This is a genomic window from Pseudoalteromonas sp. NZS11_1, from assembly GCF_015864275.1.
Lineage (GTDB): Bacteria > Pseudomonadota > Gammaproteobacteria > Enterobacterales > Alteromonadaceae > Pseudoalteromonas > Pseudoalteromonas arctica.
In genome coordinates, this window is sequence record NZ_JADYXK010000026.1 from 1 (window position 1) to 25,505 (window position 25,505).

Below are 25,505 nucleotides of genomic sequence, written 5' to 3' on the forward strand. Positions count from 1 at the left end.
TTCATTTGAAGCTCTTTTCTTGATTCTGTGGTTTGTGTGGTAACAACCATTTGATCATGAATTGAGCTTCAACTCAATTTCTTAAGATCTTACCTATGACATGGATGTAGGTAAGGGGCGTTAGCAGGACGCGGAAGCTTTGCTCGATTTTTACTTATTCTTACATGGATGTAAGCCAGTAGGGTAACGCAGGAGCAGTTACCGAGCCCACTAGGTTACAAACCTCGCGCCGCGATTTAATCGACCCTAGATTGAACAAATTTCAATCAACAAAGATCAATACGCCCTAGGACCTGTAAATTTAGTACACTGTTTTCAGCGTGTATTAACCTAAATGTGTAATTATTGGCTTATTGAATACTCTTGTTCTTACTGATAAGTGAAAAGGATTTACTATGGCCATTCAAAAAAAACTAAAAGAAAAAACGCGTAATTTTATTGACTCTAAGCATATGCTTAGCGGTATTACAGTGGCGTCGTTTTTAGAGTCAACCATAGTTCCTATTCCACTTGAGGCTGTATTAGTACCGCTAATGCAAGCTCGTCGTGAAAAGCTATGGCTTATAGCATTAATGGCGACCTTGGGCTGCATAGTGGGCGCATTGTTTGGTTATGCGTTGGGTTATTATTTATTTGATGCGGTTGGCGATTGGATTATTAATACGTTTTCGAGCCCTGAGCAATTTGAAAACGTTAAACAGCAAATGCAAGATCAAGGTTTTTGGTTTGTAATAACACTAGGCATAGTGCCTATTCCGTTTCAAATAGCGATGCTTGCAGCAGGCGCGACTAAGTACTCTATTTGGCTGTTTTTGTTGGCCTCAGGTATTGCGCGTTCTATTCGTTACTTTGGTCTGGCTATTATTGTTTATTATGCAGGTAATGAAGCTGAGCGAATCATTAGTAAACACAAAACTAAGGCAATGGTTTTAATAACGTTACTTGTGTTAGGGGTTTGGGGATTAAGCTTGGTGATTTAAGCTCATTATTAAAGGTTATTAACCACCTTATTCTAATAAGCCTTTTTGGTAATGTGCTATAGTTTTTTAATATAGTATCGAAAAGCTTAGGGTTAATATGATTGAAACGGTAAAACTCACTATCAGGCTTTCTAATTTTTTTAAAATGAGCTGGAAAAATAAAACTGTAAGCCTATTTTTATTAGCTTATATTGTTATTTTTTCAGCCTACTCCCTAACTAACTTTCCTCCCTTACAAGTTCAAAATAATGTTTACGGTTTTACAACTGATTTTATTAATTTAATTGTTCTTATTTTTTTATTTTGGATGGTTCAGTGCTCCAAACTTTCAAAGCTTGCATATACATTTTCGACTCTCGGATTAATGCTTTGGTCCATGGGTAATACAGCTGATTTAATCGATGAGATAGTGATACAGCCTTACTGGGTAAGTATTTATTTTGAAGATTTATGCAGAACCAGCGGCATGCTTTTAACTTCCTATGGTTTATTTAAAACGATGCGCTTTATACAAAGTATTAATAATCGATTAGCGCGTGAGCTAATTATTGACGATTTAACCAAGGTACATAACAGACGTTATTTTTATCAGCACGCTAAAGATGCTCAGCACTCACCTTACGTTATTTTAATTATCGATATAGACCACTTTAAAGCAATTAATGATGAATTTGGTCATGATGTTGGTGATGTAGTGCTTAAAGAACTAGCAACTAAATACGACAATGCTTTTACGCACCAAAACAAATTTGCTCGCCTCGGTGGTGAAGAATTTGGTGGCTACTTGCCTACAAATAATATGACGCAAGCATGTGATTTTTCGCAGCAATTAATTGATCTTGCGCACACCATAAATGTTCAAAATTCTCGCCACTTAACAGTAAGTATAGGTGTTGCAATGCAAACGCCTAATGAGCCTTTAGATAAAGTAATGAAGCGCGCTGATCAAGCTTTATATTTAGCTAAGAAGAGTGGCCGAGATCGTTTTGAAATTGCCCCGTAAGCGTTTTTAATTATATAAAAACACGTCCTTATTGTTTGCACATTTACTACACTTTTTAACGTTTTCGTAAGGAAATGTCAGTGAGGGTAATGCTTTGTAAATCATGAAATTAAAATAGAATGTTTGGGTCATAATGGGGATATTAATAATAAGGAATAACCTTAATGACCAACTCCCTTTTAAAAGCTGCATTACCCTTAAGTCTAATTACTATTTTGTCGGGCTGCGGCTCTGATGATAGCTCAAGCTCTACAGGTTACATCCAATTGTATAACGGCTCTTACAATAGCCCATACACACGTTTGTTTGTTGAAGAAACAGAACGTTCAGGCGCTGATTTTGCCGATGTAACTACTCGCCATAACTACAGCACAGGCACTTATGATGTAAGTTTTGAATACCTAGATGCTAACGACAGCTATATAACAATTAGCGACCAAGAAATTTCTATTAAAGGCGACAAAACACAGTTAGTAGTAATGAGCGGCAACTTTGATGAGCCTACATTTACAGAGCTTAGCGTACCTATTACAAGCGATACGGGTGAGTTTAACTTAGGGTTTTACAATATTGCAGGGGAGGACACTAACTACGATATTTATTTAGCAACTGATGATGGCGTATTTGAAAGCGCGACACTTTTTTCATCAGCTCAATATTTAAGTGAGTTAGATCTGCAAAGCATTGATGAAGGCTATTACACTATTTACATAACAGAAGCGGGCAGCAGTGATGTTGTGTACGAGTCGTCATCTGTTTATTTATACGATGAAGCAAGTTATGTAGCAATGATCCGCCCAAGTTACGCTACAGAAGAAGGCGGTATTACGCTTGATGTAGTAACCGATAATAACTACGTTACTGAGCTTAAACATCAATCTGCCCTGGGGCAATTACGTTTTATAAATACGGTTGATGACTACTCGCCAGTGAGCTTTTCTGCTACACGCGGTACAACTGTAAACACAACAAATACAGTTGCTAGTGACTCTTATACAGATTATGTTGAACTTTCGCCTAATAGTTACAGCGTAGCGATGTACGACGAAGAAGGTACAAAACTAGCTGATAACTTTTTAATGACGCTAGAGCGTGAGCAAAGTGCGGTGGGTATTTTTTATAACGACGTTGATAACGGTTTACGTATGATGAGCGTTGAAGAAAACCTAACACCAAGTAGTTACAGCCATACGGTATCGGTTGTAAACCTAATTGAAAGCTACGCAGGGCAATCGGTTTCAGATGTTGATGTGTACTTTACACTTAACGGCGAAACAGTAGACGACACCAGTAACGTAGTCGATGGCCTAGATAAGTATGACCAAGAAGAACAGGTTGTAGATAACGAAATTTACACGGTTTATGTTGTCTATGAAGATAATGGCCAGCAAATTGTGCTTATTCAGCAAAGCGATATGGACTTTACACAAGAGGGTAACTACATATTGATTTTAGAGCATGATGAAACAACAAGCTCAGGTTATAAAATGACCCTAGAGCGCACTATTACCGATAGTGTTGAATAAATCTAAACATATTAAGTAGCATAAAGCCTAAGCACTTTAAGTGCTTAGGCTTTTTTATTGAACAAAATTTACCTACTCATTAATAATTAGGTACACTCAGGGCATAATAATTAATAAGAGTGTGCCATGGATGATTTAGTTGGGTTAGCCGTCATAGTAATACTGGTTGTAGTTGCCGGTGCTATTTGCGGCTTAATAGCGCTAGTGCAGTTAAATGGATTAAAACAAGAAGTGGCTGTTTTAAGGGCCAAAGTAACACATCTACAAACACATAAACCGATATCGCAAAGTGAACCTCAAAGCGAAGCATCTACGGCTCAGGCAGCGCTTTCAAGGTCTGAGCCAATTGCTCATAAAACACAGCCAAACTTAACGTCCCAAAGCGTGTCGCCACCTGTAATAAATCAGCCATCAGAGCCTCCTAAAAAAGCCAAACCAGCTGAAGCATCAGCCATAGAATTACTATTTAATAAATTACGCGCAGGGTTTGAGCAAAACTGGATGACCTGGATAGGCGCTATCGCCCTTGCGTTTGGTGGCATATTTTTAGCTAAATACAGCCTAGAAGCGGGATTATTATCGCCTGTAATGAGGCTGAGCTTAGGCGGCTTATTTGGGCTTGGCTTAATTGCAGCTGCGGCTTATTTACACCATAAACGTATTATATTTGAAGGCTTTAATAATTACATACCCGCAGCGCTTGCAAGCGGCGGGTTTATTACCTGTTTTGCTTTAACGCTTTTAGCCTACAGTAGCTACGATATGCTTAGCCCTACCGTGGCATTTTTTGCACTGGCAGTTATAGCAATTAGTGCAAGCGCAATGGCGCTTAGGTTAGGCCCGCTATTGGCCGTGCTTGGTATTATTGGCGCTTACAGCGTACCAATATGGGTTAGCACTGGCAGTGGTAACTTATTTGCGCTGTTAATGTATATTGGCTTTGTAAGCCTGTCGGCTGCGTTAGTTGCACATAAAGTACAACGTATTTGGCTATGGTATTTACTATGGGCTGGGCACATTGGCTGGTATTTAGTTGGTTTTACGCTACTTAAAGTTGATACCGTTTGGTTAATGGGAACGTTTGCTCTACTGAGTATTATTGGGTTAATTGCTATACCGCGATTGGGTCTAAAACTGAATGTTATTGAACATCGCCCGCACAGTTTAAAACGCTTAATTAAAGTGCTTCCAGATCATGCATTATTACTCGCCTTTATGGCGCCCTTAATATTTACCATGCTAATAAGTCACTTTGATATGCAGTGGCAAACAATCGGCGTGTTGAGTATTGTTTTGGTGTTGTTTTTAGTCCTTAAAAATAGCCGTTGGGATATTTGGCAGGGTGTAGCGTTAGTTATTTCAACGCTATTGGTGATAGGCGCTGAACGCACGCATCTTTCGCCAAACCTATTTGATGACGCACTCTTTATATTCAAAAATGAGTATGGTTTGGGTTTATTTCTCGGATTGTTACTTACCGCTTTTGGGCTTTATTACGGTAAAAAACAGATTAAGCGTTTAGCGTTTCATATTACGGGGGCATTTAGTGTATTTGTAATGATAGCGACTTTATATACGCTTATTCCTAATTCTGCGTTAAGTACTGCATATCCACTTTGGGCCGTTGTATTGTTTGTAGTGGCAGCTATTTTAATAAAGCTCGCGCAACATAATACAACGCTATTTCAGCGTTTTACTTATTGGGTAGGCGCTAATGCCAATATTACGTTAGCAATTACCATGCTACTAAGTGACAGCGGCCTAACCATTGCTCTTGCTGTACAAGTATTACTTATAAGCGTACTTATTAAACGCTATAGCGTGCCTATGCCACATTGGCCTATAAAAGCCTTGGTTGCTGCGTTATTACTGCGCCTTACGCTTTCACCTTGGACGCCAAGTTACGATGCACTCACGGTATTTGGTTTGCATTGGAGCATAGTGGTTTACCCGTTATGCATTGCGTTATTTTTTGCCGCAGCTAGGTGCTTTAAAGCATCTCAATTAAAAGTATGGTTAGAAGGTGCAGCCCTTCATTGTTTAGCGCTTTTTATTACAACCGAAACAAGTTATCAGTTAGTAGGGCATTATCCGCAATTTGATTCACTTAATTTTTACGAACAAATACTCCTTACCTGTAACTGGCTGGCATTAGGGTGCGTGTATTTACATAGAGCAAAACTTGCCGGTACTTTAGCTAAGTTATACCAAGTGGCGGGCTTTGCACTTGCAGGGTTAGCAGGGCTTTTTGCTATTAAAACACTGCTTGACGACAACCCATTATTTGAATCACTTTACATAGGTGAGCTGCCAATATTTAACTGGTTATTACTATTGTGGTTAGTACCTGCAGGATTAACGCTTTGGCTGGCCAAGCTTGTAAAACCAATAAACGCTAAAGCTACGCCATTTATATTGGCCGTTGCGGGTGGGTTTATATTATTGGCAATAAACAGCTTTATTCGCCAATACTGGCAAGGGCCTTATATTTACTTATCAAAAGGCGCAAGTAATGCAGAGCTTTATAGCTACTCTGTTATTTGGTTAGTAATGGGTGCGGGTACTGTAATTTTTGGTCATTTAAAAAACCAGTTATTAATACAAAAAGTAGGCTTAGGCTTACTAGCTGCAGTTATTGTTAAAGTGTTTTTAATTGATATGGCTAACTTGGAGGGCTTACTTAAAGCGCTTTCGTTTATTGGATTAGGACTTTCGTTGGTGGGGTTAAGTTGGTTGTTCCAAAAGCTTAGAAGCCGAGTAAATCCAGTTTAACTTTTGAACACTTTATAAAGCAAAGCCCAGTGAAGATACTGGGCTTTTTGTTTTACGCTATTACTTGATAGCTTTTAACTAGAATACTTTTAACTAGCTCACTTTTTACTAGCTTATTATGTACTGTGATTAAGCAGTGCCTTTAGTTTGCCCGGTTTAATTGGCTTACTTAAATAATGAATATTAGCGGCTTTGGTTTCTTGTTTAAGCTCGGTGTCGCGTACTGCGGTAATTAAAATAGCGGGTACTTGGCTTTGCCAAATTTCGCGCAGGGTTTTAATTAGCGTTATGCCATCGCAATCATTGCCTAATTGGTAGTCCATTAAAATAACATCGGGTGCACCGTTTTGCTTAGCGTGCGCCAGTACATTATTTACATTATCAAATAGCGTGTAATTAGCTTGCCACTTTTTAAGTAAGCTTGCCATTGCAGCTAGGTTTTCAGGGTCGTCGTCTACGGCAACAATATTAATTGCTGCACGGTTTTCTATTAGGCTGTTTGTCGTACTTTTTTGTTGTACAAACTGCTCGTCGCCATAAGGTACCTCAATGCTAAAACGGCTACCTTTATTTGGCTCAGAATGCACATCAAGCGGCAAACTTAATAAGTCAGCCATACGTTTTACAACACCTAAGCCTAAGCCTACGCCTTTGTTATCGCCCGACTCAACACGGTAAAAGTCATTAAATATTTTAGCTTGTTCTACTTCGCTAATACCTGGGCCTGTATCCCATACTTCTATCCGTAAATTATGCTTTCGGTTCCTACAGGCAATTAATACACGGCCATTATCGGTGTATTTAACTGCATTAGAGACCAAGTTTTGAATAATTCGGCGTAAATAGGTTATATCGCTGTGCACAATTTGCTGGTTTGAACGCACACTAAGCTTAAGACCTTTATCACTTGATAAAATAGCGTATTCACTTTGCAGTGGGGCTAAAATATCTTCAATATAAAAGTGGCGAGGGGTAGGGGTCATAGCGCCTTGTTCTAGCTTGGCTATTTCAAGTAGTGCCGACATTAAGTGCACGGTTGAATCGAGACTGTCGCCTAATTTTTCAAAGCTGTTTTGGTTAGTGCTGTCGAGTTGCTTTTCGTCAATGGCAGCAAGGTATAAACGTGCTGCGTTTAACGGCTGTAAAATGTCGTGGCTCGCCAGTGCTAAAAAGCGCGTTTTACTGTCGTTGGCTTGCTCTGCTTCTCGTTTGGCTAAAGTAAGTGCTTGCTCGGTTTGTACACGGCTATCTATTTGAGCTTGTAAGTCTCTATTAATGGTTTGTACTTCTTGAGTTCGCGCTTCTATGCGGTTTTCAAGATCCATGTTTACTTCTTCAAGCGCATTTTGCGTACTTATGTGATTGGTAATATCCGAAAAGCTGGTAACAAATCCGCCATCGGGCAGCGGATTACCAATCATTTCGTATACTTGGCCATTACGACGGTGGCGAATAAAGTGATGCGAGCTGCCGTATTTTAAATGCTGCACACGTTTTTCTACTTGGCGTTCTATTTCGCCAGGGCCACATTCACCACGGTTAGCGTTGTATCTAATAATATCTTCTATGGGTTGGCCTACTTCTAAAAATCCTTCAGGGTAGCCGAACATTTCGCTGTAGCGTTTATTCCAAGCTACTAGCTTTAAATCTTTATCGACAACTGAAATACCATGGCTTAAATTTTCGAGTGAGGTAAATAACAGATTTTGATTAAATTGCAGCGCTTGTGTGGTTTCGTCAAAAAAGTTTACAACTTCTTCAAACGCCATACGCTTACCCGACGATACCGTATGTATTAATGCTTGCGCGGAAGATGCGCCAAGCACGCCTGTTAACGCGCGTTCGCAGTAAGCTATAAATTCAGGCTCTGGGTGTGCGTTGTTATCGCTTAAGTGATGGGCGAGTGCGTAATGCGCCAATACTTGTTGGCTGCGCTGAATACCTAAAAAGGTTTGTAGTAGTATTTTAAAGTCGTAAACAGTGGCTTTTACGTCTTTATTTAAGCGCCTTGATAAAATAGCCTGATCTTTAGGGTTAACAAAAGCAGCTGCCTGAATTTTATCAATTAAGCGCTCCTCAGCCCCAAGTGAAAAACTAATATAGCAACCAATATTGGCAAACAAAGCTATCAAGGTTCCGCGTGTTATAAGCGTTTGTTGTAGCTCGCTATCAAGCGTTGCACCGGCATCGAGTATTGGCAGCATTAAAAATAGTACCCAGCAAATAAAGCCCGCTACTAAACCTGCATAAACCCCATAAGCATGACCTTTTCGCCAATATAAGCCGCCCACAATAGCGGGTAATAATTGAGTAACAAGTGAAAAAGCAACTAAGCCCATACTTGCCAGCGCGCTGCTATGGCCAAACCATTGTTGATAGAAATAGGCCAAAATTAATATGCCTGCAATAGCAAAGCGCCTTACAAGTAAAATTCGAGACTTATAACTGGTAGTAATTAAGTTGCGTTTAAATTTACGACGTAGCATTAGGGGTAATACCACATCGTTTGAAATCATTGTGCTTAATGTAAGCGTTGCTACCACTATCATTGCGGTGGCGGCCGATAAACCACCTATAAATACAAAGGTGGTTAAAAAGGCGTTGTCGTTAATTAACGGTAGGGCAAGTACAAAGCTATCTGGCGAATAGCCGCTGCCAATTTCAGGATGAATTGCCGCAGTCGCAATAGGTAAAATCATTGCGGCAGTTAATAGTAAATACAGCGGAAAAGCCCAGCGAGCGGTAAGTAAGTGGCGTTTGTTTTGGTTGTCGACCACGGTTACATGAAACTGGCGTGGTAAACATATAATAGCGGCCGCAGCCATTAAAGACTGGCCAATAAAGTTAAAGCTAAAAAAGTTAAAGTCGCTCCAGTGACCCCAAATAGACTCGGTTACTTTATTTGAAGTAGGCTCTGGCATATTAAATAAGGTGTAAACAGCAAGGCCTGCTACAGCAATAAGTGCAATAAGTTTAATCATTGATTCAAACGCGACAGCAAGCATTAACCCAGAGCGATACTCTGTTACGTCCACTTTGCGGGTACCAAAAAATATTGCAAATAAGGCCATAATTAATGTGGCAGAAAGCGCGAGCATATCGCCTGATATTTTATTACTGTTTTGCAAAAGTAAAAAGCTGGTACTAAGCGCTTTTAATTGCAGTGCAATGTAGGGAATAGTCGCCAGCAGCGCAATAACAGTAACCATAATCGCGGTAGTTTGGCGTTTGCCGTAACGAGCTGAAATAAAGTCAGCAATAGTTGTTATGTTTTGTTTTTTGCTTACCAGTACCAGCTTACGTAAAAACCCTTGGCCGAATAAAAACAGCAGCGCAGGGCCCAATAATATTGGCAAATAACTCCAACTGCTGGTGGCGGCTGTACCCACTGAGCCGTAGTAAGTCCAAGAGGTACAGTAAATCCCAAGTGAGAGTGAATACACAAAAGGGTGATGGCTAATACGCTTTGCCAAGGGGGTTGTTTTATCGCCCCAATTGGCGAGCCAAAACAGCACACCTATATAACTTAAAGCAACAATAATGAGTACGGCAGTCATGTTGTTATTAAACCTTATTATTTTAAATAGTCCCTCAACCCTATGAGGGATTAACACAATACCAGAACTGAGGTTAAGTGTGAGGCTTGAATTTAAAATAAAACTTTCATTTTATTTCTATCTTATTGAATATTAATAACAAAAATAAAATCATCGCAAGCATTAGACTAATGTCGCATTAATGACCAACTTACCAATTTAACAGTAAAGCCAATTCAAAAAATTAAGCTAACCAATTGAAATAAAATGAAAATGTATAAAATACGTTTGAATGACAAATACAGTTTACGTAAACGTTAACAAGCTGTTACGACTATGGTCTCAATTCAATATGTAACCAGCGTTGCTAAATTGGTAAGCGAAGATAAAAAACCACTCATCGCGATATTGCGGTGCTTAAAGGGGAAAACAAAAATGGCTTTTAAAGATGAAGAACAAGCAAAAGCTTATTGGGCAGAAAACATTTCGCTGTTATTTAAACTATTAGCAGTGTGGTTTATCGTGTCTTTCGGCTTTGGCATATTACTGGTTGATGTACTTAATGAAGTGCGTTTTTTTGGGTTTAAACTTGGCTTCTGGTTCGCCCAGCAAGGCGCGATTTATACCTTTGTTGCTTTGATTTTTGTGTACGTTTTCAAAATGAATACGTTAGATAAAAAATACGGCGTAGACGAATAGGAGCTAAGCAATGGATGTTCAAACACTCACGTTTATAATTGTTGGTTTAAGCTTTGCGCTTTATATCGGCATAGCAATTTGGGCCCGTGCGGGTTCAACTAAAGAGTTTTATGTAGCAGGCGGCGGCGTACCTCCTCTTGCTAATGGTATGGCAACGGCTGCCGATTGGATGAGTGCCGCGTCGTTTATTTCAATGGCGGGTATTATTTCGTTTGCAGGTTACGATGGCAGCGTTTACTTAATGGGGTGGACAGGTGGTTATGTACTATTAGCCATGTGTTTAGCGCCTTACTTACGTAAATTCGGCAAGTTTACTGTTCCTGACTTTATTGGCGACCGTTACTATTCACGCACCGCGCGTTTAGTAGCAATTGTATGTGCCATATTCATTTGTTTTACTTACATTGCAGGGCAAATGCGTGGTGTAGGCGTCGTATTTTCACGCTTTTTAGAAGTAGAAATTGAAACCGGTGTTTACATTGGTATGGTGATTGTATTCTTTTATGCGGTACTTGGCGGCATGAAAGGCATTACCTACACACAAGTAGCGCAGTATTGTGTACTTGTATTTGCCTACCTTGTACCAGCCATTTTTATCTCGATGATGATGACGGGTCACTTCTTCCCACAAACCGGTTTTGGTGCCACATTAATTGGCAGCGATGGCGTGTACGTACTTGATAAACTAGACGGCTTAAGCGCTGAACTTGGTTTTGCGCAATATACCGAAGGCTCTAAGAGCATGATTGACGTGTTCGCTATTACTGGCGCGTTAATGGTAGGTACTGCTGGTTTACCACACGTAATTGTTCGCTTTTTCACTGTACCTCGTGTAAAAGACACGCGTATTTCTGCCGCATGGACACTTGTGTTCATCGCGATTGTTTATACTACAGCCCCTGCGGTTGCAGCCTTTGCTCGCGTAAACATGGTTGATACTATAAATGGTAAAGACGGTAGCGGTACAGCTTACGCAGAAGCACCTGGATGGATTAAAAACTGGGAACGCACAGGTTTAATTACATTTGATGATAAAAACGGCGATGGCAAAATGTTCTACACGGCGGGTAAAATCACCGATCCGAACAGTGCTAACGAAGTAAACGTAGACCGCGACATTATGGTATTAGCAAATCCAGAGATTGCTAACTTACCAGCATGGGTAATCGCACTTGTAGCTGCTGGTGGTATTGCCGCGGCACTTTCTACAACAGCAGGTTTACTATTGGTTATTTCGACCTCCGTTTCGCACGATTTACTCAAGCGAACTCTCAAGCCCGATATTACCGACAAGCAAGAGTTACTTGCAGCGAGGTTGGCAGCCATGGTCGCTATTGTTATCTCCGCGTACTTTGGTATTAACCCGCCTGGATTTGTGGCGTCGGTAGTGGCATTTGCATTCGGCTTGGCGGCAGCGAGTTTCTTCCCAGCAATTATTATGGGTATATTCTCTAAAACAATGAACCGCGAAGGCGCAATTGCAGGCATGGTAACGGGTATTGGCTTTACCGCTGCGTATATCATCTTCTTCAAGTTTGTTAGCCCAGAGCTAAACAGCCCTGAAAACTGGTTCTTAGGTATTTCGCCTGAAGGTATTGGCTTAATTGGTATGATTATTAACTTTGCAGTTGCTGCAATTGTTCTTAAGTTTACTAAACCTACACCGGTTGAAATTCAAGAAATGGTTGAAAGCATTCGTAACCCTAAAGGGTCTGCAGAAGCACACGACCACTAGGCTACAATTTATAGATATAGTTTAGAAAACATAAAGCACCAAAAGCCCGACTTTAGTCGGGCTTTTTATTTGTTTAATAAATAAGTACATTAGATTGGTACATCACCATTTAAAGAGCGAATACAATGAGTGTAGAACAACAAGAAATAGCCCAATACGTTTGTTTGCAAGCACCTTTTACTATGCTTGATAGCAGCGCATACGAATATTTTGTAAATCATCTTGATATTATTTACCTCACCCGCGAAAACCAGACTCAGTGGTTACAAAGTGAAAACCCTAAACTGTTTTTAATTCGCTCTGGTTTGTATGACCTAGTTGATGGTAAGGGCGATGTTGTTACACGCTTAGCGCAAGGTGACTACTTTGGTTTTCCGTCGCTGTTAACCGGTGAGGCAATTCAAAATAGGTTGGAAGTACAAAAAGAGGGCATAGTGTATATGCTCTCTCAAACGCACTTTGATTTTTTACGCAGAGAATATAAATCGTTTGAGCAATACTTTGTACGCGCTCATGCTAACCGGTTGTTGTCATCGCATTATAAAAGTAAAAACGATAGTTGGTCTGAACGTAAAATATCAGAGCTGATGACCCGCACCGCCATTACGCTTTCGCCCGATGCAAGTATTAGGCAAAGCGCTAAAAAAATGAAAGAGCATGGTGTGTCGTCAATAATGATAACGCAGCACGCGCACTTAGTAGGGGTGGTAACCGACCGTGATTTACGTAATCGAGTACTTGCCGACGAGGTAGATCCACAAGACGCAGTAAGCAGTATTATGACCGCCAAACCTAAGTTTATATTTGAAAATAACCGGGTGTTTTCGGCGCTGCACTTAATGCTTAAATACAATATTCATCATTTGCCCGTGCTTGACGAAAACCATAACCCTATAGGGATGATAACCAGCACCGATTTACTGCGCCAACAAAAAAGCGACCCCGTACAGCTTATTGGGCGCATATATAAAGCGCATACTGTTACTGATTTAAAACGCTACGCTAAAGAAATTCCCGAACTTTTGCGTGGTTTTTCGTACAACATTGACGACATATCGCTAATTGGTAAATTACTCAGTGGTTTAACCGATGCGCTTACATCGCGCCTTATTCACTTATTTCAAGAAGAGCATGGCGCAGCGCCAACCAGCTTTAGTTTTATTTGCTTTGGCTCGCAAGCACGCGAAGAACAAACCCTGCATTCAGATCAAGACAACGGCTTGTTACTCCCTAACGACTTAACCACCGAGCAACACGCTTACTTTAAAAGTATGGGGGAGTTTGTATGTGAGAATTTAGTTGAGTGCGGCATTAGGCGTTGCCCAGGTAATATTATGGCAAGCAGCGATGAGTGCCGAATGAGCGTAAACGACTGGAGCGAGCGCTTTTTTAAATGGATAAAAAGCCCTACTCCTAATGCAATGCTTAACTGTAAAATATTTTTTGACCTGCGATTTATTGAAGGCTCAAATGCTTTATACACCGCTTTTTGCGAGCAACTAATTCGTATATCGCGTAACGACTTATTCTATGCCGCAATGGCAACCGATATAAGCAGCAACAGCGTGCCAATTGGTTTATTTAATAAATTTAAAACCGAAAAAACAGATCAAAATAATAAATACATAGATTTAAAAAAACGCGGTGTCGTAATTATAAATGACATAGTGCGGTTATACGCTTTAAAAGCGGGTATTAGGTGCGCCAACACGCAAGAGCGATTAGACGCACTACTAAAACATAAACTGATCAGCAAAGAAGATATATACAACCTAAAAGACTGCTGGCGGTTCTTAACGCAGCTTCGCTTGAGTACACAAATAAACGAAGAGGGCTTACCGAGTAATTGTATTAATCCTAATAAATTAAACTCACTAGAGCGCCATCAACTAAAAGAAGCGTTTTACCTTGTTAAACAAGCGCAGCAAGCCGCCGCGTTTAAGTTTGCTCGCGGCAGTTTATAATGATGGATTACTAACATGGTAAAAAAGCTGCTCACTCGGTATTTAAAGCGCCGTAAATTACTAGGCAAAAATGCCTTACAACAACGTTATTTGGTGATTGATTTAGAGCTCACTGGGCTTGATGCAAAACAGCACGAAATTGTATCGGTAGCGTGGGTGATAATAGATAACCAATGTATAAAAATGAGCGAGTCGCAGCACCTTATAAATAAAGACGTAAAAAGCCTTGAGCAAAGTCCTGTTTTTCATGGGATTAGCGACGATGCTATAACAAAAGGACAGAGCTTGTGCAGTATATTAACGCGACTAAGCAGCCACTTTAGTGATTGTATTTTAGTGTTTCATAATGCCATGCTCGATTGGGGGTTTTTAAAAATAGCGCTTAAAAATGCCAATATAACCATACGTCCTAAACTCATAATCGACACACTCCATATTGAACAAAAGCGCTTACTCCATCATTCAACTGAAATAAAACAAGATGATTTAACCCTTAATGCATGCCGCACACGTTATGAGTTACCAAGCTATCATTGCCATCATGCACTGACCGATGCACAAGCCACCGCCGAGTTACTGCTAGCCCAGTGCCATCAAATAAGCCGTGGCAAAGAGCTAAAAGTAGGCGAGTTGACGTAGGTTGGATAGAGGACAGCGAAACCCAACGATAAAATGCCTTATCGGTTAACACGGGTGTCTTGTAATAGAGCATTTACTTTTATTATTACATGTATAACTATCGGGTATAAATTAGAAAACCATGGAGTGATAAATTGTCTGAAAAAGTAGGAAATTGGGAAAAATACTTTGAATACTCCAAAGAAACTCTAGCTAATGAAGAAGTGCGTCTAAACAATTTAGATGAAAAGGCTACAAAGTTTATTGGTGTAACCACCATATTAGTAGCTTTATTAGGTATTTTGTTTTCAACATTATTTAAAAGTTTTACTTTCTCTAATAGTTTTATTGAATATTTATCTATAGGCTTTCTAATTTTGGGAGTCACCTTACTTCTATCTTCGGTTGTTTTCTCTTTGCAAGCATTGAGGCTTAAAGAAACTATTAGGATGCCATTAGATAAACAAACGGACGCTCTATTTTTTCAAAGCACTATGGAAGATGTCTATATAAAACTAATTAAATCTATACAAGTTTCATATAATAGTTTTAGAGAAGTTGCAGAGCTAAAAGTAAAAAAACTTGAAATTGCATTTAATGAGCTGCTTGGTTCAATATTTTTTATTGTTTCAGGCTTAATTCTATTTTTTATAAGGTAAAATTTATGTCAAATGAAAAAAAAGTACCACAACAGAATCCTTTAGATACAACGACTCCGCTTGATATGGTAAGAGCGAAAAACGAAAAAGAAAAAAAACAGAGTAACTAAAGTTAATCGATTGACAATCTCTCGACGCTTGTATTTTGCAAGCGTCTTTAAGCTTGTGTATTTAGTTCCTATAAAAAATAATGACTAACCTTTTTCCAGAATTTCAAGGACGATCATGAAACTCATCACTGCCATTTTCTTAACCTTATTCCCACTCATCACTTTTGCTAATTCAAGCTTAGCTACAAATCGTCAAATTTCGGTTCAAGGGACTGCAGAGGTGCTTGCCAATCCTGATATCGCTAAAATACTATTTCAAATTATAAGTATTAAAAACGAACCTTTAGCAGCTAAGAACGATCTTGATAATAAAGTTAATTTACTAATTGACGGGCTAAATCAATTTGAAATAACTGCCGATGATGTAGTTGCCTCAAGTGTTAAAGTTGAAAAAACGGGTATGGATTACATTGAAACAGGGCATCAGGCTCCCGCTGAATACGCAGCTATAAGGACCTTTGAAGTAACACTAAAAAATATTGAAAGAGTGAATGATTTAAGTGATTTTTTATTGAATTTAAAAGTAAATGCGATTCAAAATACTGAGTTTTTATCTTCAAAAGCTGAGCTGTTACAAGCACAAGCTACACAACAAGCACTTAATAACGCAAAAGAAAAAGCAAATATGCTTGCTAACTCCTTTGGTACAAAAGTGGGTGAAGTACGCACTATTAGCTCAACTCAAAAAAGCGTTTACAGTGGTTTTGGTGCAGCGGTTAAAAAAATAGATAGAGTAAATCCAATAAGCGATTCATTTCCTAAAGCTCGCAAAAATTATCTACAACAAACGGTAAGCTTTAAATCATCAATAAACGTGGTATTTGATTTAGAGGTAGATGAATAAGTTAAAATTTTCATTTCAAATACATTTTCATAATGTAAGCTGGCTTTAAGTTTTTGATTAATTTGAAGGTAGCCATATAATGAGCGATGAAAATAACACGTTAAAAGCACAAACTGAGGCAAAAATAGCAGCAGGGCGTAAAGGTAATCCTGATTTCATGAAAGGTGTTGATGAAACGATTGCACAAGCAAAAGCGTTTCAGCAAGGTGCTAATGCACTTGATTTAAACCAAAGCGCACCAAGTTTTGAGTTACCAAATCAACATGGTCAATCGGTGCAGTTAACCGAGTTACTTGCTAAAGGACCTGTGGTTGTTACTTTTTATCGTGGAAGTTGGTGTCCGTACTGCAATTTACAGCTCAAAGCGCTTCAAGCACGTTTACCTGAAATTCACGCATTAGGCGCACAATTGGTGGCTATTAGCCCGCAAGTACCCGATGGCTCACTTAGTGATGATGAAATAAGTAAAATGGATTTTTTAGTGCTGAGTGATCAAAATGCCGATGTAGCAGCAAGCTACGGCGTAGCATGGCAAGTACCCACATTTTTACTAGAGCATATGCGAGTAGACCGAGGCCTAGATTTAGAGTCGGTTAACAATGGCAATAGTAGTGTTTTACCGATCCCTGCCACCTTTGTTTTAGATAAACAAGGTAAAGTGACTTGGCGTTATGTTGATGTTGATTATCGTACTCGTTCTGAGCCAGAAGATATAATTAACGCATTGAAAAATTTAGTATAAAAAACTTAATTTTAAAAGTCAGAACCATCGAAGAGCTTGCAATGCGTAAGCTCTTTAACCTTAATTTAAAGTTTCTAATGCTACCCTCTTATAATAATGCTCAAGGTCGATTACAATACAGCCATCTAAAAGGCGTATTGCCTTTATCTGCACGCTAAAAGAGTGGATTTTATATTTCATGGCAATCAAACTTGCAATTAATGGTTTTGGTCGTATTGGTCGAAATATTGTCCGCGCGTTATACGAGTCTGGTTTGAGCGACGATATAAAAATTGTTGCGATTAACGAACTTGCTGATCCTGAAGCTATTGCTCATTTATTAAAATACGACACATCCCACGGTCGTTTTTCTTTTCCTGTAAAACTTGGTGAAGACACCATTAGTGTTGCAGGCGATACCATTGCACTTTTTTGTGAAGAAAACCCAATTGAATTACCTTGGCAAACGCTCGATGTAGACGTTGTACTTGAATGTACAGGTGTTTACCACTCGCGTGAACATGCGCAGTTACATATTACTGCAGGCGCTAAAAAGGTGTTGTTTTCGCATCCGGCTGATAACGATGTTGATGCTACGATTGTGTATGGCATTAACGACGATGAGCTTAAAAGCGAGCACACAATTGTGTCTAACGGCTCGTGTACAACTAACTGTGTTGTGCCGGTTATTAAAGTATTAGATGATGCATTTGGTATTGAGTCGGGCGCTATTACAACGATTCATGCGTCGATGAACGATCAACAAGTGATTGATGGTTATCATCATGATTTACGCCGTACTCGCGCTGCAAGCCAATCAATTATTCCAGTTGATACAAAGCTCGCCCGTGGTATAGACCGTATTTTACCTAAATTTAAAGGCCGTTTTGAAGCCATCGCCGTACGTGTACCGACTATAAATGTCACGGCAATGGATTTAAGTGTAACGGTTAATACCGATGTAGATTTAAACGCAGTAAATAACGCACTTAAAGCACAAGCAAAAGACCGCTTAGAAGGTATTTTAAGTTATACCGAAGAGCCGCTTGTGTCGGTTGATTTTAATCACGACCCACATTCTTGTATTATTGATGGCACACAAACACGTGTTAGTCACAAACGACTGATAAAGTTATTAGTATGGTGTGATAACGAATGGGGTTTTGCTAATCGTATGCTCGACACAGCGCGTGCTATGATGGCAGTGAATAAGTAATTTATTAATATAATAATTTTAAACGTATTTTTCAGGTTCAGTATCGTTAACTAAGGAGATGTTCATGTCGGTCATAAAAATGGCAGATTTAGATTTAAACGGCAAACGCGTATTAATTCGTGAAGATTTAAATGTACCAGTTAAAGCAGGTAAAGTGACGTCAGATGCGCGTATTCGTGCAGCACTACCTACTATTAAATTAGCGCTTGAGATGGGTGCTAAAGTAATGGTTATGTCACACCTTGGCCGTCCTACGGAAGGGGAATATGATGAAGCGTTTTCGCTAGCACCTGTCGCTGATTACTTAAACGATGCCCTTGAGCAAACTGTACGTTTAGAAAAAGATTATCTAAACGGTGTTGATATTGCTGATAACGAAGTTGTTGTTTTTGAAAATGTGCGCTTTAACAAAGGCGAGAAGAAAAACGACGAAGCGTTATCTAAGCAACTTGCAGCACTGTGTGATGTATATGTAATGGATGCATTTGGTACGGCTCACCGTGCACAAGCATCTACGCATGGCGTTGGCTTATTTGCTGATGTGGCATGTGCAGGTCCATTGTTATCAGCTGAACTAGAAGCGTTAGGCAAAGCACTTGATAACCCAGCTCGTCCATTAGTGGCGATTGTTGGTGGTTCTAAAGTTTCAACTAAGCTAACCGTTTTAGATTCACTTTCTAAAATTGTTGACCAATTAGTTACCGGTGGCGGTATTGCAAATACCTTTATTGCTGCATCAGGTAGCCCAGTTGGTAAATCGCTTTACGAACCAGATTTAATGGATGAAGCTAACCGCTTATGTGCAGCAGCGATTGCTAATAATGGTGAAATTCCGGTACCGACTGACGTAGTTGTTGGTAATGAGTTTTCTGAATCTGCTGTAGCTACGCTTAAAGATGTAAGCGAAGTAACAAGCGACGATATGATTTTTGATATTGGTCCTGATACAGCGAGCAAACTTGCAAAAATTATTGCAAATGCGGGCACTGTTGTATGGAATGGCCCTGTTGGCGTGTTCGAGTTTGACCAATTTGGTAATGGCACACGTGCTATTGCACAAGCAATTGCTAACTCAAATGCGTTTTCAATTGCTGGTGGTGGTGATACCTTAGCCGCAATTGATAAATACGGCATTGCCGATAAAGTTTCTTATATTTCTACTGGTGGTGGTGCGTTCTTAGAGTTTTTAGAAGGCAAAAAACTTCCAGCAGTTGAAATGCTAGAGTCGCGCGCTAAGTAATTTTAGTAGCGTAAGGTGAGGGGGTAATAGCCCTCACCGACAATTAATTATTAAATACCTCTCACCCTAATTTAATAGTTAATTTAGACGGAATATTACTGCAAAGCAGTGGTTTTTCGTGGCGTTGTTATAACGCCAAACTAACACATCCGTTCAAACTAGATGGTAGGGAACTACTGTCGATAAATTGGAGAATACCCAATGGCTTTAATCAGTATGCGACAACTTTTAGATCATGCAGCAGAGCATGGTTACGGCGTACCTGCTTTTAACGTTAACAATCAAGAGCAAATGCGCGCAATAATGGAAGCGGCTGACAAAACAAACAGCCCAGTAATCGTTCAGGGATCAGCTGGCGCACGTGCTTATGCTGGTGCTCCATTTATTCGTCATATGATTTTAGCAGCCGTTGAAGAATGGCCACATATCCCCGTTGTTATGCACCAAGATCACGGCACATCGCCAGGTGTATGTCAGCGTTCAATTCAGCTTGGTTTTTCATCAGTAATGATGGATGGCTCGTTAATGAGCGACGGCAAAACTCCTTCAAGCTACGAATACAATGTAGAAGTAACGCGCGAAACTGTTGCTATGGCGCATGCTTGTGGCGTATCGGTTGAAGGCGAGCTAGGTGTACTTGGTTCACTTGAAACAGGTGAAGCTGGCGAAGAAGATGGTGTTGGCGCAGAAGGGTTACTAACCACTGAGCAAATGCTAACAGACCCTGAAGAAGCGGCTGACTTTGTAAATAAAACACATGTTGATGCACTTGCAATTGCCTGTGGTACTTCGCACGGAGCTTATAAATTTACTCGCCCACCAACAGATGACATTTTAGCGATTGACCGCATTAAAGCTATTCATGCACGTATTCCTAACACGCATTTAGTGATGCATGGTTCATCTTCAGTTCCTCAAGAATGGTTAGAAGTTATTAATCAGTATGGTGGCGAAATTCCAGAAACTTATGGTGTGCCAGTTGAACAGATTGTTGAAGGCATTAAATTTGGTGTTCGTAAGGTAAATATTGATACCGATTTACGTTTGGCATCTACCGGTGCAATTCGCCGTCATATGGCGCTTAACCCATCTAACTTTGATCCACGTAAATACCTAGCTGAAGCTACAAAAGCAATGACAGAGATTTGTGTTGCGCGCTATAACTCGTTTGGTACTTCTGGTCAGGCTAGTAAAATTAAGCCAATTTCACTTGATGAAATGCACCTTAAATACTTAAGCGGCGAACTAGACCCTAAAATTAGATAATAGATCAATTTATAATTGATCATTATTAGGGCCTGTTTATCTTTCGAGGTTAAATTTGCAGCAGTATGTTTGGTATTTAGGCAAGGCAGAGCCTATGCAGTGTGGTTATTCCCCATAAATAGGCGATAACGTGGAATAAATGCCAAACATGCGCTGCCCGAAGGGTTCTGCCTAGGGGCAATTTACTCTTTGTTGCTCGGTTTTTACTTAGCCCGCTAGGTTACAAACCTCACGCCGCGATTAAATCGCCCCTAGATTGAACAAATTTTAATCCTGAAAGGTCAACAGGCCCTAAGCCAGTAACTTTGTTGCTGGCTTTTTTAATGTCAGCCCTTTTTATATTGCAGGTTACGGCTTCTATTGATCAGATCGCTGTACTATCAACGCCGTACTTTGGGATCACGCATTTACTAACATAGCCTTTTCGGATCATTACTTTACTAAGCCAAATACACTTTTTCGCTATTTTAGGCTCTGAGATAATTTGATCGTTATTTATTTGTATAAACAATCAACAACTTATGGCTTTGACTGGGTACAACTCTGATCTGAGAGTGGATCGGCTTGGTAAAAATCTGATCCTTTATTTTGGGCTTAGTAAAATTTAGATCTATTTTTAAACGTATTGATTGTTACACAGGCGGGTTTGTTAATTTTAAAATAGCTTTAAAGCTACTTTTAAACGATCGATCTGTAAAAATGTCTTGGTTAGTAAAACAATGATCCCAGCTAATTTTGTATTATTTAATGATTTAACTAGCGACAAAAAGCAGATAATTTCAAAAATTAGCTATTTTATAAATTTATCGTAAATCTCTTATTATTACGTTAAATATTAAAAAGGTTTTAAAAATATGACGTTAATGAGGTTTTTTGTCACTAATTTGTGTTTTTTTTACCACCATTTTAATTTACACGTTACACTTTCATAAAAATGTCATACTTAGTCATAATAATGAAAACTAATTCGATAGCGTAAGAGATAAATTGGAATGTCACGTAAAGTACTAGTCGTAGATGACGAAGCTCCTATTAGGGAGATGTTGGTTTTTGTTTTAGAGCAAAATGGATTTCAAGCAATTGAAGCAGAAGATTACGACTCTGCTATTGCAGCTATGGTTGAACCTTACCCAGATATGGTTTTACTTGATTGGATGTTACCAGGTGGAAGCGGTATTCAAATTGCTAAAAAGTTTAAGCAAAACGAACACACCCGCCAAATCCCAATTATTATGCTTACAGCCCGTGGCGAAGAAGAAGACAAAGTACGCGGTCTTGAAGTAGGTGCTGACGATTACGTAACTAAGCCGTTTTCTCCTAAAGAGCTTATGGCGCGTATTAAAGCGGTTATTCGCCGTGTATCGCCAACCTCATTAGAAGAAGCTATTGAAGTACATGGCCTGCGTTTAGACCCTATTTCGCATCGTGTTACCTCAGAAGGTAACGAGCTTGATATGGGGCCAACCGAATTTAGATTACTGCACTTTTTTATGACTCACCCAGAGCGTGTTTATAGCCGTGAACAACTGCTTGATCATGTATGGGGAACTAATGTTTACGTAGAAGATCGCACGGTTGATGTGCACATTCGTCGTCTGCGTAAAGCAATTGGCCCACTTGGACATGACCGTTTGGTGCAAACTGTACGTGGTGCTGGATATCGTTTTTCAAGTAAGCTGTGATCAGCTTAAAGCTTAGCTAATGTATGAAATACGCATGTATTACTACTCTAAGGTAAAGTGAGTGTATGTATCGAGTTGTTAATAAGCAGGCGTTAGTAAAGCGCCTGTTTATCTATTTTTTACCCTTACTATTAATTGGTGTGCTGGTTGGCGCGCCATTTTTGCTTTTATTTTTAGGATCTTTTTCCCTCCTTATTTGGCACTACCATCAACTTTATCGTTTGAGCGATTGGCTACTTAATCAACGTAGCTTTAATCCACCTGAGGGCGAGGGTGCATGGGAGCAAGTGTTTGAAGGTATTTATCATCTACAGCACCGTAATCGTAAAAAACGTAATGAGCTTGCTGATTTAATTCGTCGCTTTCGCGATGGAGCTGAAGCAGTACCTGATGCGGTAGTGGTACTGCAAAATGATTTAAGTATTGTGTGGTGTAATCAACTAGCGCTTAAAGTGCTCGGTTTGCAGTGGCCAACCGATCATGGTCAGCGTCTTGATAATTTAATTCGCGAACCTAAATTTGCTAAATACATGCACAAAGGCGAATTTGATGACGCGCTTGAGCTGGATAACGGTCATAGCATTGAGCAAGTACTAGAGTTTAGGGTTATGCCTTATGCAAGCACGCAACTTATGGTTGTTGTGCGTGATGTAACGCGCTTAAAACAGCTAGAACAGATGCGTAAAGACTTTGTAGCCAATGTATCGCATGAACTACGTACACCGCTTACAGTGGTTACTGGGTATCTTGAGATGATGGATGGTGACATGATGCCGCCTCCAGCAATGTGGAACAAAGCGCAAAATACTATGCTTGAACAATGCAAGCGTATGGATAGCTTAGTCAGCCAATTATTATCGCTTTCGCGTATTGAAGGTGCTCGTCGCCAAGATAACGATAAAGCCATAAACGTACCGCAATTACTTGGTTATATTCACACTGAGGCAAACTCAATTAATCAAGACAAAGGCCATGAGCTTATTTTTAATATTGATAAAACCCTTGATATTAAAGGCTCTGAGGATGAACTGCGTAGTGCGTTTTCTAATTTAGTATTTAACGCCATTCATTACACTAAACCCGGTGGCAAAGTGGAAGTGTGTTGGCAGCGCAAAAACAATAAAGCGTGTTTTAGTGTTACCGATAATGGTGATGGTATTGCGCCAGAACATATTAACCGTTTAACTGAGCGTTTTTATCGTGTTGATAAAGCCCGCAGCAGAACAACAGGTGGCTCAGGTTTAGGGCTTGCGATTACAAAACATGTACTAACGCGCCACGATAGTAAATTAAATATTAGCAGCGAAGTTAACAAAGGTTCGTGTTTTTCTTTCGAATTTTCAATAGATAAGATAGTTTCGCTAGCTAAGTAATTAGGCTGAAAAGCAAAGTCATAAAAGTGTCATTTAAGAGTAATGTAACTGTCATGTACTCACTTTAGAGTGGGCAGCAGTTAGAAAATGGGACGAACAAACCGGAGAACCCTACATGAAATTTAAAAACTTAGTTGCCGCAATGGGTGTGGCTGTTACAACTTTCGTATCTGCACAAGCAGTTGCTTTAGATCAAGATATTCCTGAGTATCAAAAAATTAGTGGTGTTTCAGGTAACTTCTCATCAGTAGGTTCTGACACTTTAGCCAACATGATGACGTTCTGGGCTGAAGAGTACAAACGTATTTATCCAAATGTAAATATTCAAATTCAAGCGGCAGGTTCTTCTACTGCGCCACCGGCACTTACCGAAGGTACAGCTAACCTAGGTCCAATGAGCCGTAAAATGAAATCTAAAGAAATCGAAGCGTTCGAAAAACGTTACGGTTATAAGCCAACAGAAGTTCGTGTAGCTATTGATGCACTTGCTGTATTTGTACATAAAGATAACCCAATTGAAGGTCTTCGTATTGACCAAGTAGATGCTATCTTTTCATCTACTCGTAAATGTGGCGCACCAGAGCAAGTTAACCGTTGGAGCGATGTTGGTCTAACAGGTGATTGGGCAGCTAAAGATGTGCAACTCTACGGACGCAACTCAGTATCAGGTACGTATGGTTACTTTAAAAAGAAAGCACTTTGTAAAGGTGATTTCCGTAATAACGTAAATGAGCAACCGGGTTCTGCATCAGTAGTACAGTCAATTTCATCTTCATTAAATGCAATTGGTTACTCAGGTATTGGTTATAAAACATCAGGCGTACGTACAGTACCGCTAGCTAAAAAAGGCGATAACTTTGTTGATGCAACACTTGATAACGTTGCGCAAGGTAAATATCCATTATCTCGCTTTTTATACCTTTATGTGAATAAGCACCCAAACAAGCCGTTGTCTCCAATGGAAGCGCAATTCTTAAAAATGGTACTTTCAAAAGATGGTCAGCAAATTGTAGAAAAAGATGGTTATGTACCACTTTCTGCAAAGCTAGTAAAAACAGAACTTAAAAAGCTTGGTTTGAACTAATACCAATTGCATTAAATTAGTGAGTTATTATAGCGATAAGAAAATAGCGCAATAACAAGGCTAAAATTATGATACATAGTTGTTCTATATAAATAATTTTTAACGTAGTTAGTGAGTTATTTAATACGCTAGAATGGTCATGTTTTTAATAAAATTGGTATGATAAACCATAGGCAATAAAAAACCGCTCATTGAGCGGTTTTTTTGTGCCTAAAACTAAAAACTTTAAGGAATTAAATATTACCTAATTTTTCGGCTTGTGCTTTACATTGGTTATAGCTCTCAACACACTTTGCAGAGCATACTTGTTGCTTTAAGCCCTCAGCAGTTGTTTGCTGTTCACATGTACTTTCGCATTGGTAATTTTGTTGAGCACACTGATTCATTTCAGGGTTTTCAACTTGGTTTTGGCAACCTACTAATAGTGCAAAAGTAAGGGCGACTACGCTTGTTTTTATTAAAGTGTGCATGCTTCTT

19 protein-coding genes are annotated in these 25,505 nt (G+C 39.5%); 17 read left to right on the forward strand and 2 right to left on the reverse strand.

Features of this window, described 5'->3' with window-relative positions; genetic code table 11:
• The first annotated feature begins 395 nt into the window (after positions 1–395).
• The 4 genes from I6F44_RS15895 (at position 396) to I6F44_RS15910 (ending at position 6,281) form a co-directional block, all read left to right on the forward strand.
• Positions 396–980, forward strand: coding sequence for a YqaA family protein (locus tag I6F44_RS15895; protein ID WP_010554604.1), 585 nt, complete (start codon positions 396–398; stop codon positions 978–980).
• 97 nt (positions 981–1,077) lie between these two features.
• Positions 1,078–1,983 carry a GGDEF domain-containing protein gene (locus tag I6F44_RS15900; RefSeq protein WP_197174161.1) on the forward strand — a complete coding sequence of 302 codons (906 nt, stop codon included), beginning with the start codon at positions 1,078–1,080 and terminating at the stop codon, positions 1,981–1,983.
• A gap of 164 nt (positions 1,984–2,147) precedes the next feature.
• Positions 2,148–3,509 carry a hypothetical protein gene (locus I6F44_RS15905; RefSeq protein WP_010554602.1) on the forward strand — a complete coding sequence of 454 codons (1,362 nt, stop codon included), beginning with the start codon at positions 2,148–2,150 and terminating at the stop codon, positions 3,507–3,509.
• A 126-nt stretch (positions 3,510–3,635) separates the two neighbouring features.
• The gene (locus I6F44_RS15910) at positions 3,636–6,281 is read left to right on the forward strand and encodes a DUF2339 domain-containing protein (RefSeq protein ID WP_197174162.1); all 2,646 of its coding nucleotides are present in this window, start codon (positions 3,636–3,638) and stop codon (positions 6,279–6,281) included.
• Between the two features lie 116 nt (positions 6,282–6,397).
• Here I6F44_RS15910 and I6F44_RS15915 read toward each other — a convergent pair whose 3' ends face one another.
• Positions 6,398–9,838, reverse strand: coding sequence for a PAS domain-containing hybrid sensor histidine kinase/response regulator (locus I6F44_RS15915; RefSeq protein ID WP_197174163.1), 3,441 nt, complete (start codon positions 9,836–9,838; stop codon positions 6,398–6,400).
• A 414-nt stretch (positions 9,839–10,252) separates the two neighbouring features.
• Here I6F44_RS15915 and I6F44_RS15920 point away from each other — a divergent pair, with 414 nt between their 5' ends.
• The 13 genes from I6F44_RS15920 (at position 10,253) to I6F44_RS15980 (ending at position 25,028) form a co-directional block, all read left to right on the forward strand.
• Complete coding sequence (locus I6F44_RS15920; protein ID WP_007377498.1) at positions 10,253–10,516, forward strand: DUF4212 domain-containing protein; 264 nt, start codon at positions 10,253–10,255, stop codon at positions 10,514–10,516.
• Positions 10,517–10,526: 10 nt separating this feature from the next.
• Positions 10,527–12,251, forward strand: coding sequence for a sodium:solute symporter family protein (locus I6F44_RS15925; protein ID WP_007587184.1), 1,725 nt, complete (start codon positions 10,527–10,529; stop codon positions 12,249–12,251).
• Between the two features lie 125 nt (positions 12,252–12,376).
• A complete protein-coding gene (locus tag I6F44_RS15930; RefSeq protein ID WP_165736253.1) occupies positions 12,377–14,215 on the forward strand; it encodes a DUF294 nucleotidyltransferase-like domain-containing protein in 1,839 nt (612 codons plus the stop codon).
• Positions 14,216–14,230: 15 nt separating this feature from the next.
• Positions 14,231–14,854 (forward strand): 3'-5' exonuclease, encoded by a 624-nt coding sequence (locus I6F44_RS15935; RefSeq protein ID WP_024593701.1) that lies wholly within the window; start codon positions 14,231–14,233, stop codon positions 14,852–14,854.
• A 134-nt stretch (positions 14,855–14,988) separates the two neighbouring features.
• Positions 14,989–15,492, forward strand: coding sequence for a hypothetical protein (locus tag I6F44_RS15940; RefSeq protein ID WP_197174164.1), 504 nt, complete (start codon positions 14,989–14,991; stop codon positions 15,490–15,492).
• Positions 15,493–15,717: 225 nt separating this feature from the next.
• Positions 15,718–16,446 (forward strand): SIMPL domain-containing protein, encoded by a 729-nt coding sequence (locus tag I6F44_RS15945; RefSeq protein WP_197174165.1) that lies wholly within the window; start codon positions 15,718–15,720, stop codon positions 16,444–16,446.
• 79 nt (positions 16,447–16,525) lie between these two features.
• Positions 16,526–17,188: a peroxiredoxin-like family protein gene (locus tag I6F44_RS15950; protein ID WP_024589750.1), complete on the forward strand. Its 663-nt coding sequence runs from the start codon at positions 16,526–16,528 to the stop codon at positions 17,186–17,188.
• A gap of 178 nt (positions 17,189–17,366) precedes the next feature.
• Entirely contained in the window at positions 17,367–18,383 is a 1,017-nt protein-coding gene (gene epd / locus I6F44_RS15955) for an erythrose-4-phosphate dehydrogenase (RefSeq protein WP_002961528.1), read from the forward strand.
• 64 nt (positions 18,384–18,447) lie between these two features.
• On the forward strand, positions 18,448–19,623 hold the full coding sequence (locus I6F44_RS15960) for a phosphoglycerate kinase (RefSeq protein ID WP_007587175.1): 1,176 nt from the start codon (positions 18,448–18,450) through the stop codon (positions 19,621–19,623).
• 201 nt (positions 19,624–19,824) lie between these two features.
• Complete coding sequence (fba, locus tag I6F44_RS15965) at positions 19,825–20,889, forward strand: class II fructose-bisphosphate aldolase (protein ID WP_197174166.1); 1,065 nt, start codon at positions 19,825–19,827, stop codon at positions 20,887–20,889.
• A 992-nt stretch (positions 20,890–21,881) separates the two neighbouring features.
• Positions 21,882–22,571: a phosphate regulon transcriptional regulator PhoB gene (gene phoB / locus I6F44_RS15970; protein WP_006791869.1), complete on the forward strand. Its 690-nt coding sequence runs from the start codon at positions 21,882–21,884 to the stop codon at positions 22,569–22,571.
• Between the two features lie 65 nt (positions 22,572–22,636).
• On the forward strand, positions 22,637–23,944 hold the full coding sequence (gene phoR / locus I6F44_RS15975; protein ID WP_007587170.1) for a phosphate regulon sensor histidine kinase PhoR: 1,308 nt from the start codon (positions 22,637–22,639) through the stop codon (positions 23,942–23,944).
• A 115-nt stretch (positions 23,945–24,059) separates the two neighbouring features.
• Positions 24,060–25,028: a PstS family phosphate ABC transporter substrate-binding protein gene (locus I6F44_RS15980; protein WP_007587169.1), complete on the forward strand. Its 969-nt coding sequence runs from the start codon at positions 24,060–24,062 to the stop codon at positions 25,026–25,028.
• 233 nt (positions 25,029–25,261) lie between these two features.
• Here the strand turns inward: I6F44_RS15980 and I6F44_RS15985 are convergent, their stop codons facing one another.
• Positions 25,262–25,498, reverse strand: coding sequence for a hypothetical protein (locus I6F44_RS15985; RefSeq protein ID WP_169045067.1), 237 nt, complete (start codon positions 25,496–25,498; stop codon positions 25,262–25,264).
• Positions 25,499–25,505: the final 7 nt, after the last annotated feature.

Excerpts from the sequence above, each read along its gene's own strand:
- I6F44_RS15895 (WP_010554604.1), top strand. The coding sequence starts at position 396 with ATGGCCATTCAAAAAAAACTAAAAGAAAAAACGCGTAATTTTATTGAC.
- I6F44_RS15900 (WP_197174161.1), top strand. The coding sequence starts at position 1,078 with ATGATTGAAACGGTAAAACTCACTATCAGGCTTTCTAATTTTTTTAAA.
- I6F44_RS15905 (WP_010554602.1), top strand. The coding sequence starts at position 2,148 with ATGACCAACTCCCTTTTAAAAGCTGCATTACCCTTAAGTCTAATTACT.
- I6F44_RS15910 (WP_197174162.1), top strand. The coding sequence starts at position 3,636 with ATGGATGATTTAGTTGGGTTAGCCGTCATAGTAATACTGGTTGTAGTT.
- I6F44_RS15915 (WP_197174163.1), bottom strand. The coding sequence starts at position 9,838 with ATGACTGCCGTACTCATTATTGTTGCTTTAAGTTATATAGGTGTGCTG.
- I6F44_RS15920 (WP_007377498.1), top strand. The coding sequence starts at position 10,253 with ATGGCTTTTAAAGATGAAGAACAAGCAAAAGCTTATTGGGCAGAAAAC.
- I6F44_RS15925 (WP_007587184.1), top strand. The coding sequence starts at position 10,527 with ATGGATGTTCAAACACTCACGTTTATAATTGTTGGTTTAAGCTTTGCG.
- I6F44_RS15930 (WP_165736253.1), top strand. The coding sequence starts at position 12,377 with ATGAGTGTAGAACAACAAGAAATAGCCCAATACGTTTGTTTGCAAGCA.
- I6F44_RS15935 (WP_024593701.1), top strand. The coding sequence starts at position 14,231 with ATGGTAAAAAAGCTGCTCACTCGGTATTTAAAGCGCCGTAAATTACTA.
- I6F44_RS15945 (WP_197174165.1), top strand. The coding sequence starts at position 15,718 with ATGAAACTCATCACTGCCATTTTCTTAACCTTATTCCCACTCATCACT.
- I6F44_RS15950 (WP_024589750.1), top strand. The coding sequence starts at position 16,526 with ATGAGCGATGAAAATAACACGTTAAAAGCACAAACTGAGGCAAAAATA.
- epd (WP_002961528.1), top strand. The coding sequence starts at position 17,367 with ATGGCAATCAAACTTGCAATTAATGGTTTTGGTCGTATTGGTCGAAAT.
- I6F44_RS15960 (WP_007587175.1), top strand. The coding sequence starts at position 18,448 with ATGTCGGTCATAAAAATGGCAGATTTAGATTTAAACGGCAAACGCGTA.
- fba (WP_197174166.1), top strand. The coding sequence starts at position 19,825 with ATGGCTTTAATCAGTATGCGACAACTTTTAGATCATGCAGCAGAGCAT.
- phoB (WP_006791869.1), top strand. The coding sequence starts at position 21,882 with ATGTCACGTAAAGTACTAGTCGTAGATGACGAAGCTCCTATTAGGGAG.
- phoR (WP_007587170.1), top strand. The coding sequence starts at position 22,637 with ATGTATCGAGTTGTTAATAAGCAGGCGTTAGTAAAGCGCCTGTTTATC.
- I6F44_RS15980 (WP_007587169.1), top strand. The coding sequence starts at position 24,060 with ATGAAATTTAAAAACTTAGTTGCCGCAATGGGTGTGGCTGTTACAACT.
- I6F44_RS15985 (WP_169045067.1), bottom strand. The coding sequence starts at position 25,498 with ATGCACACTTTAATAAAAACAAGCGTAGTCGCCCTTACTTTTGCACTA.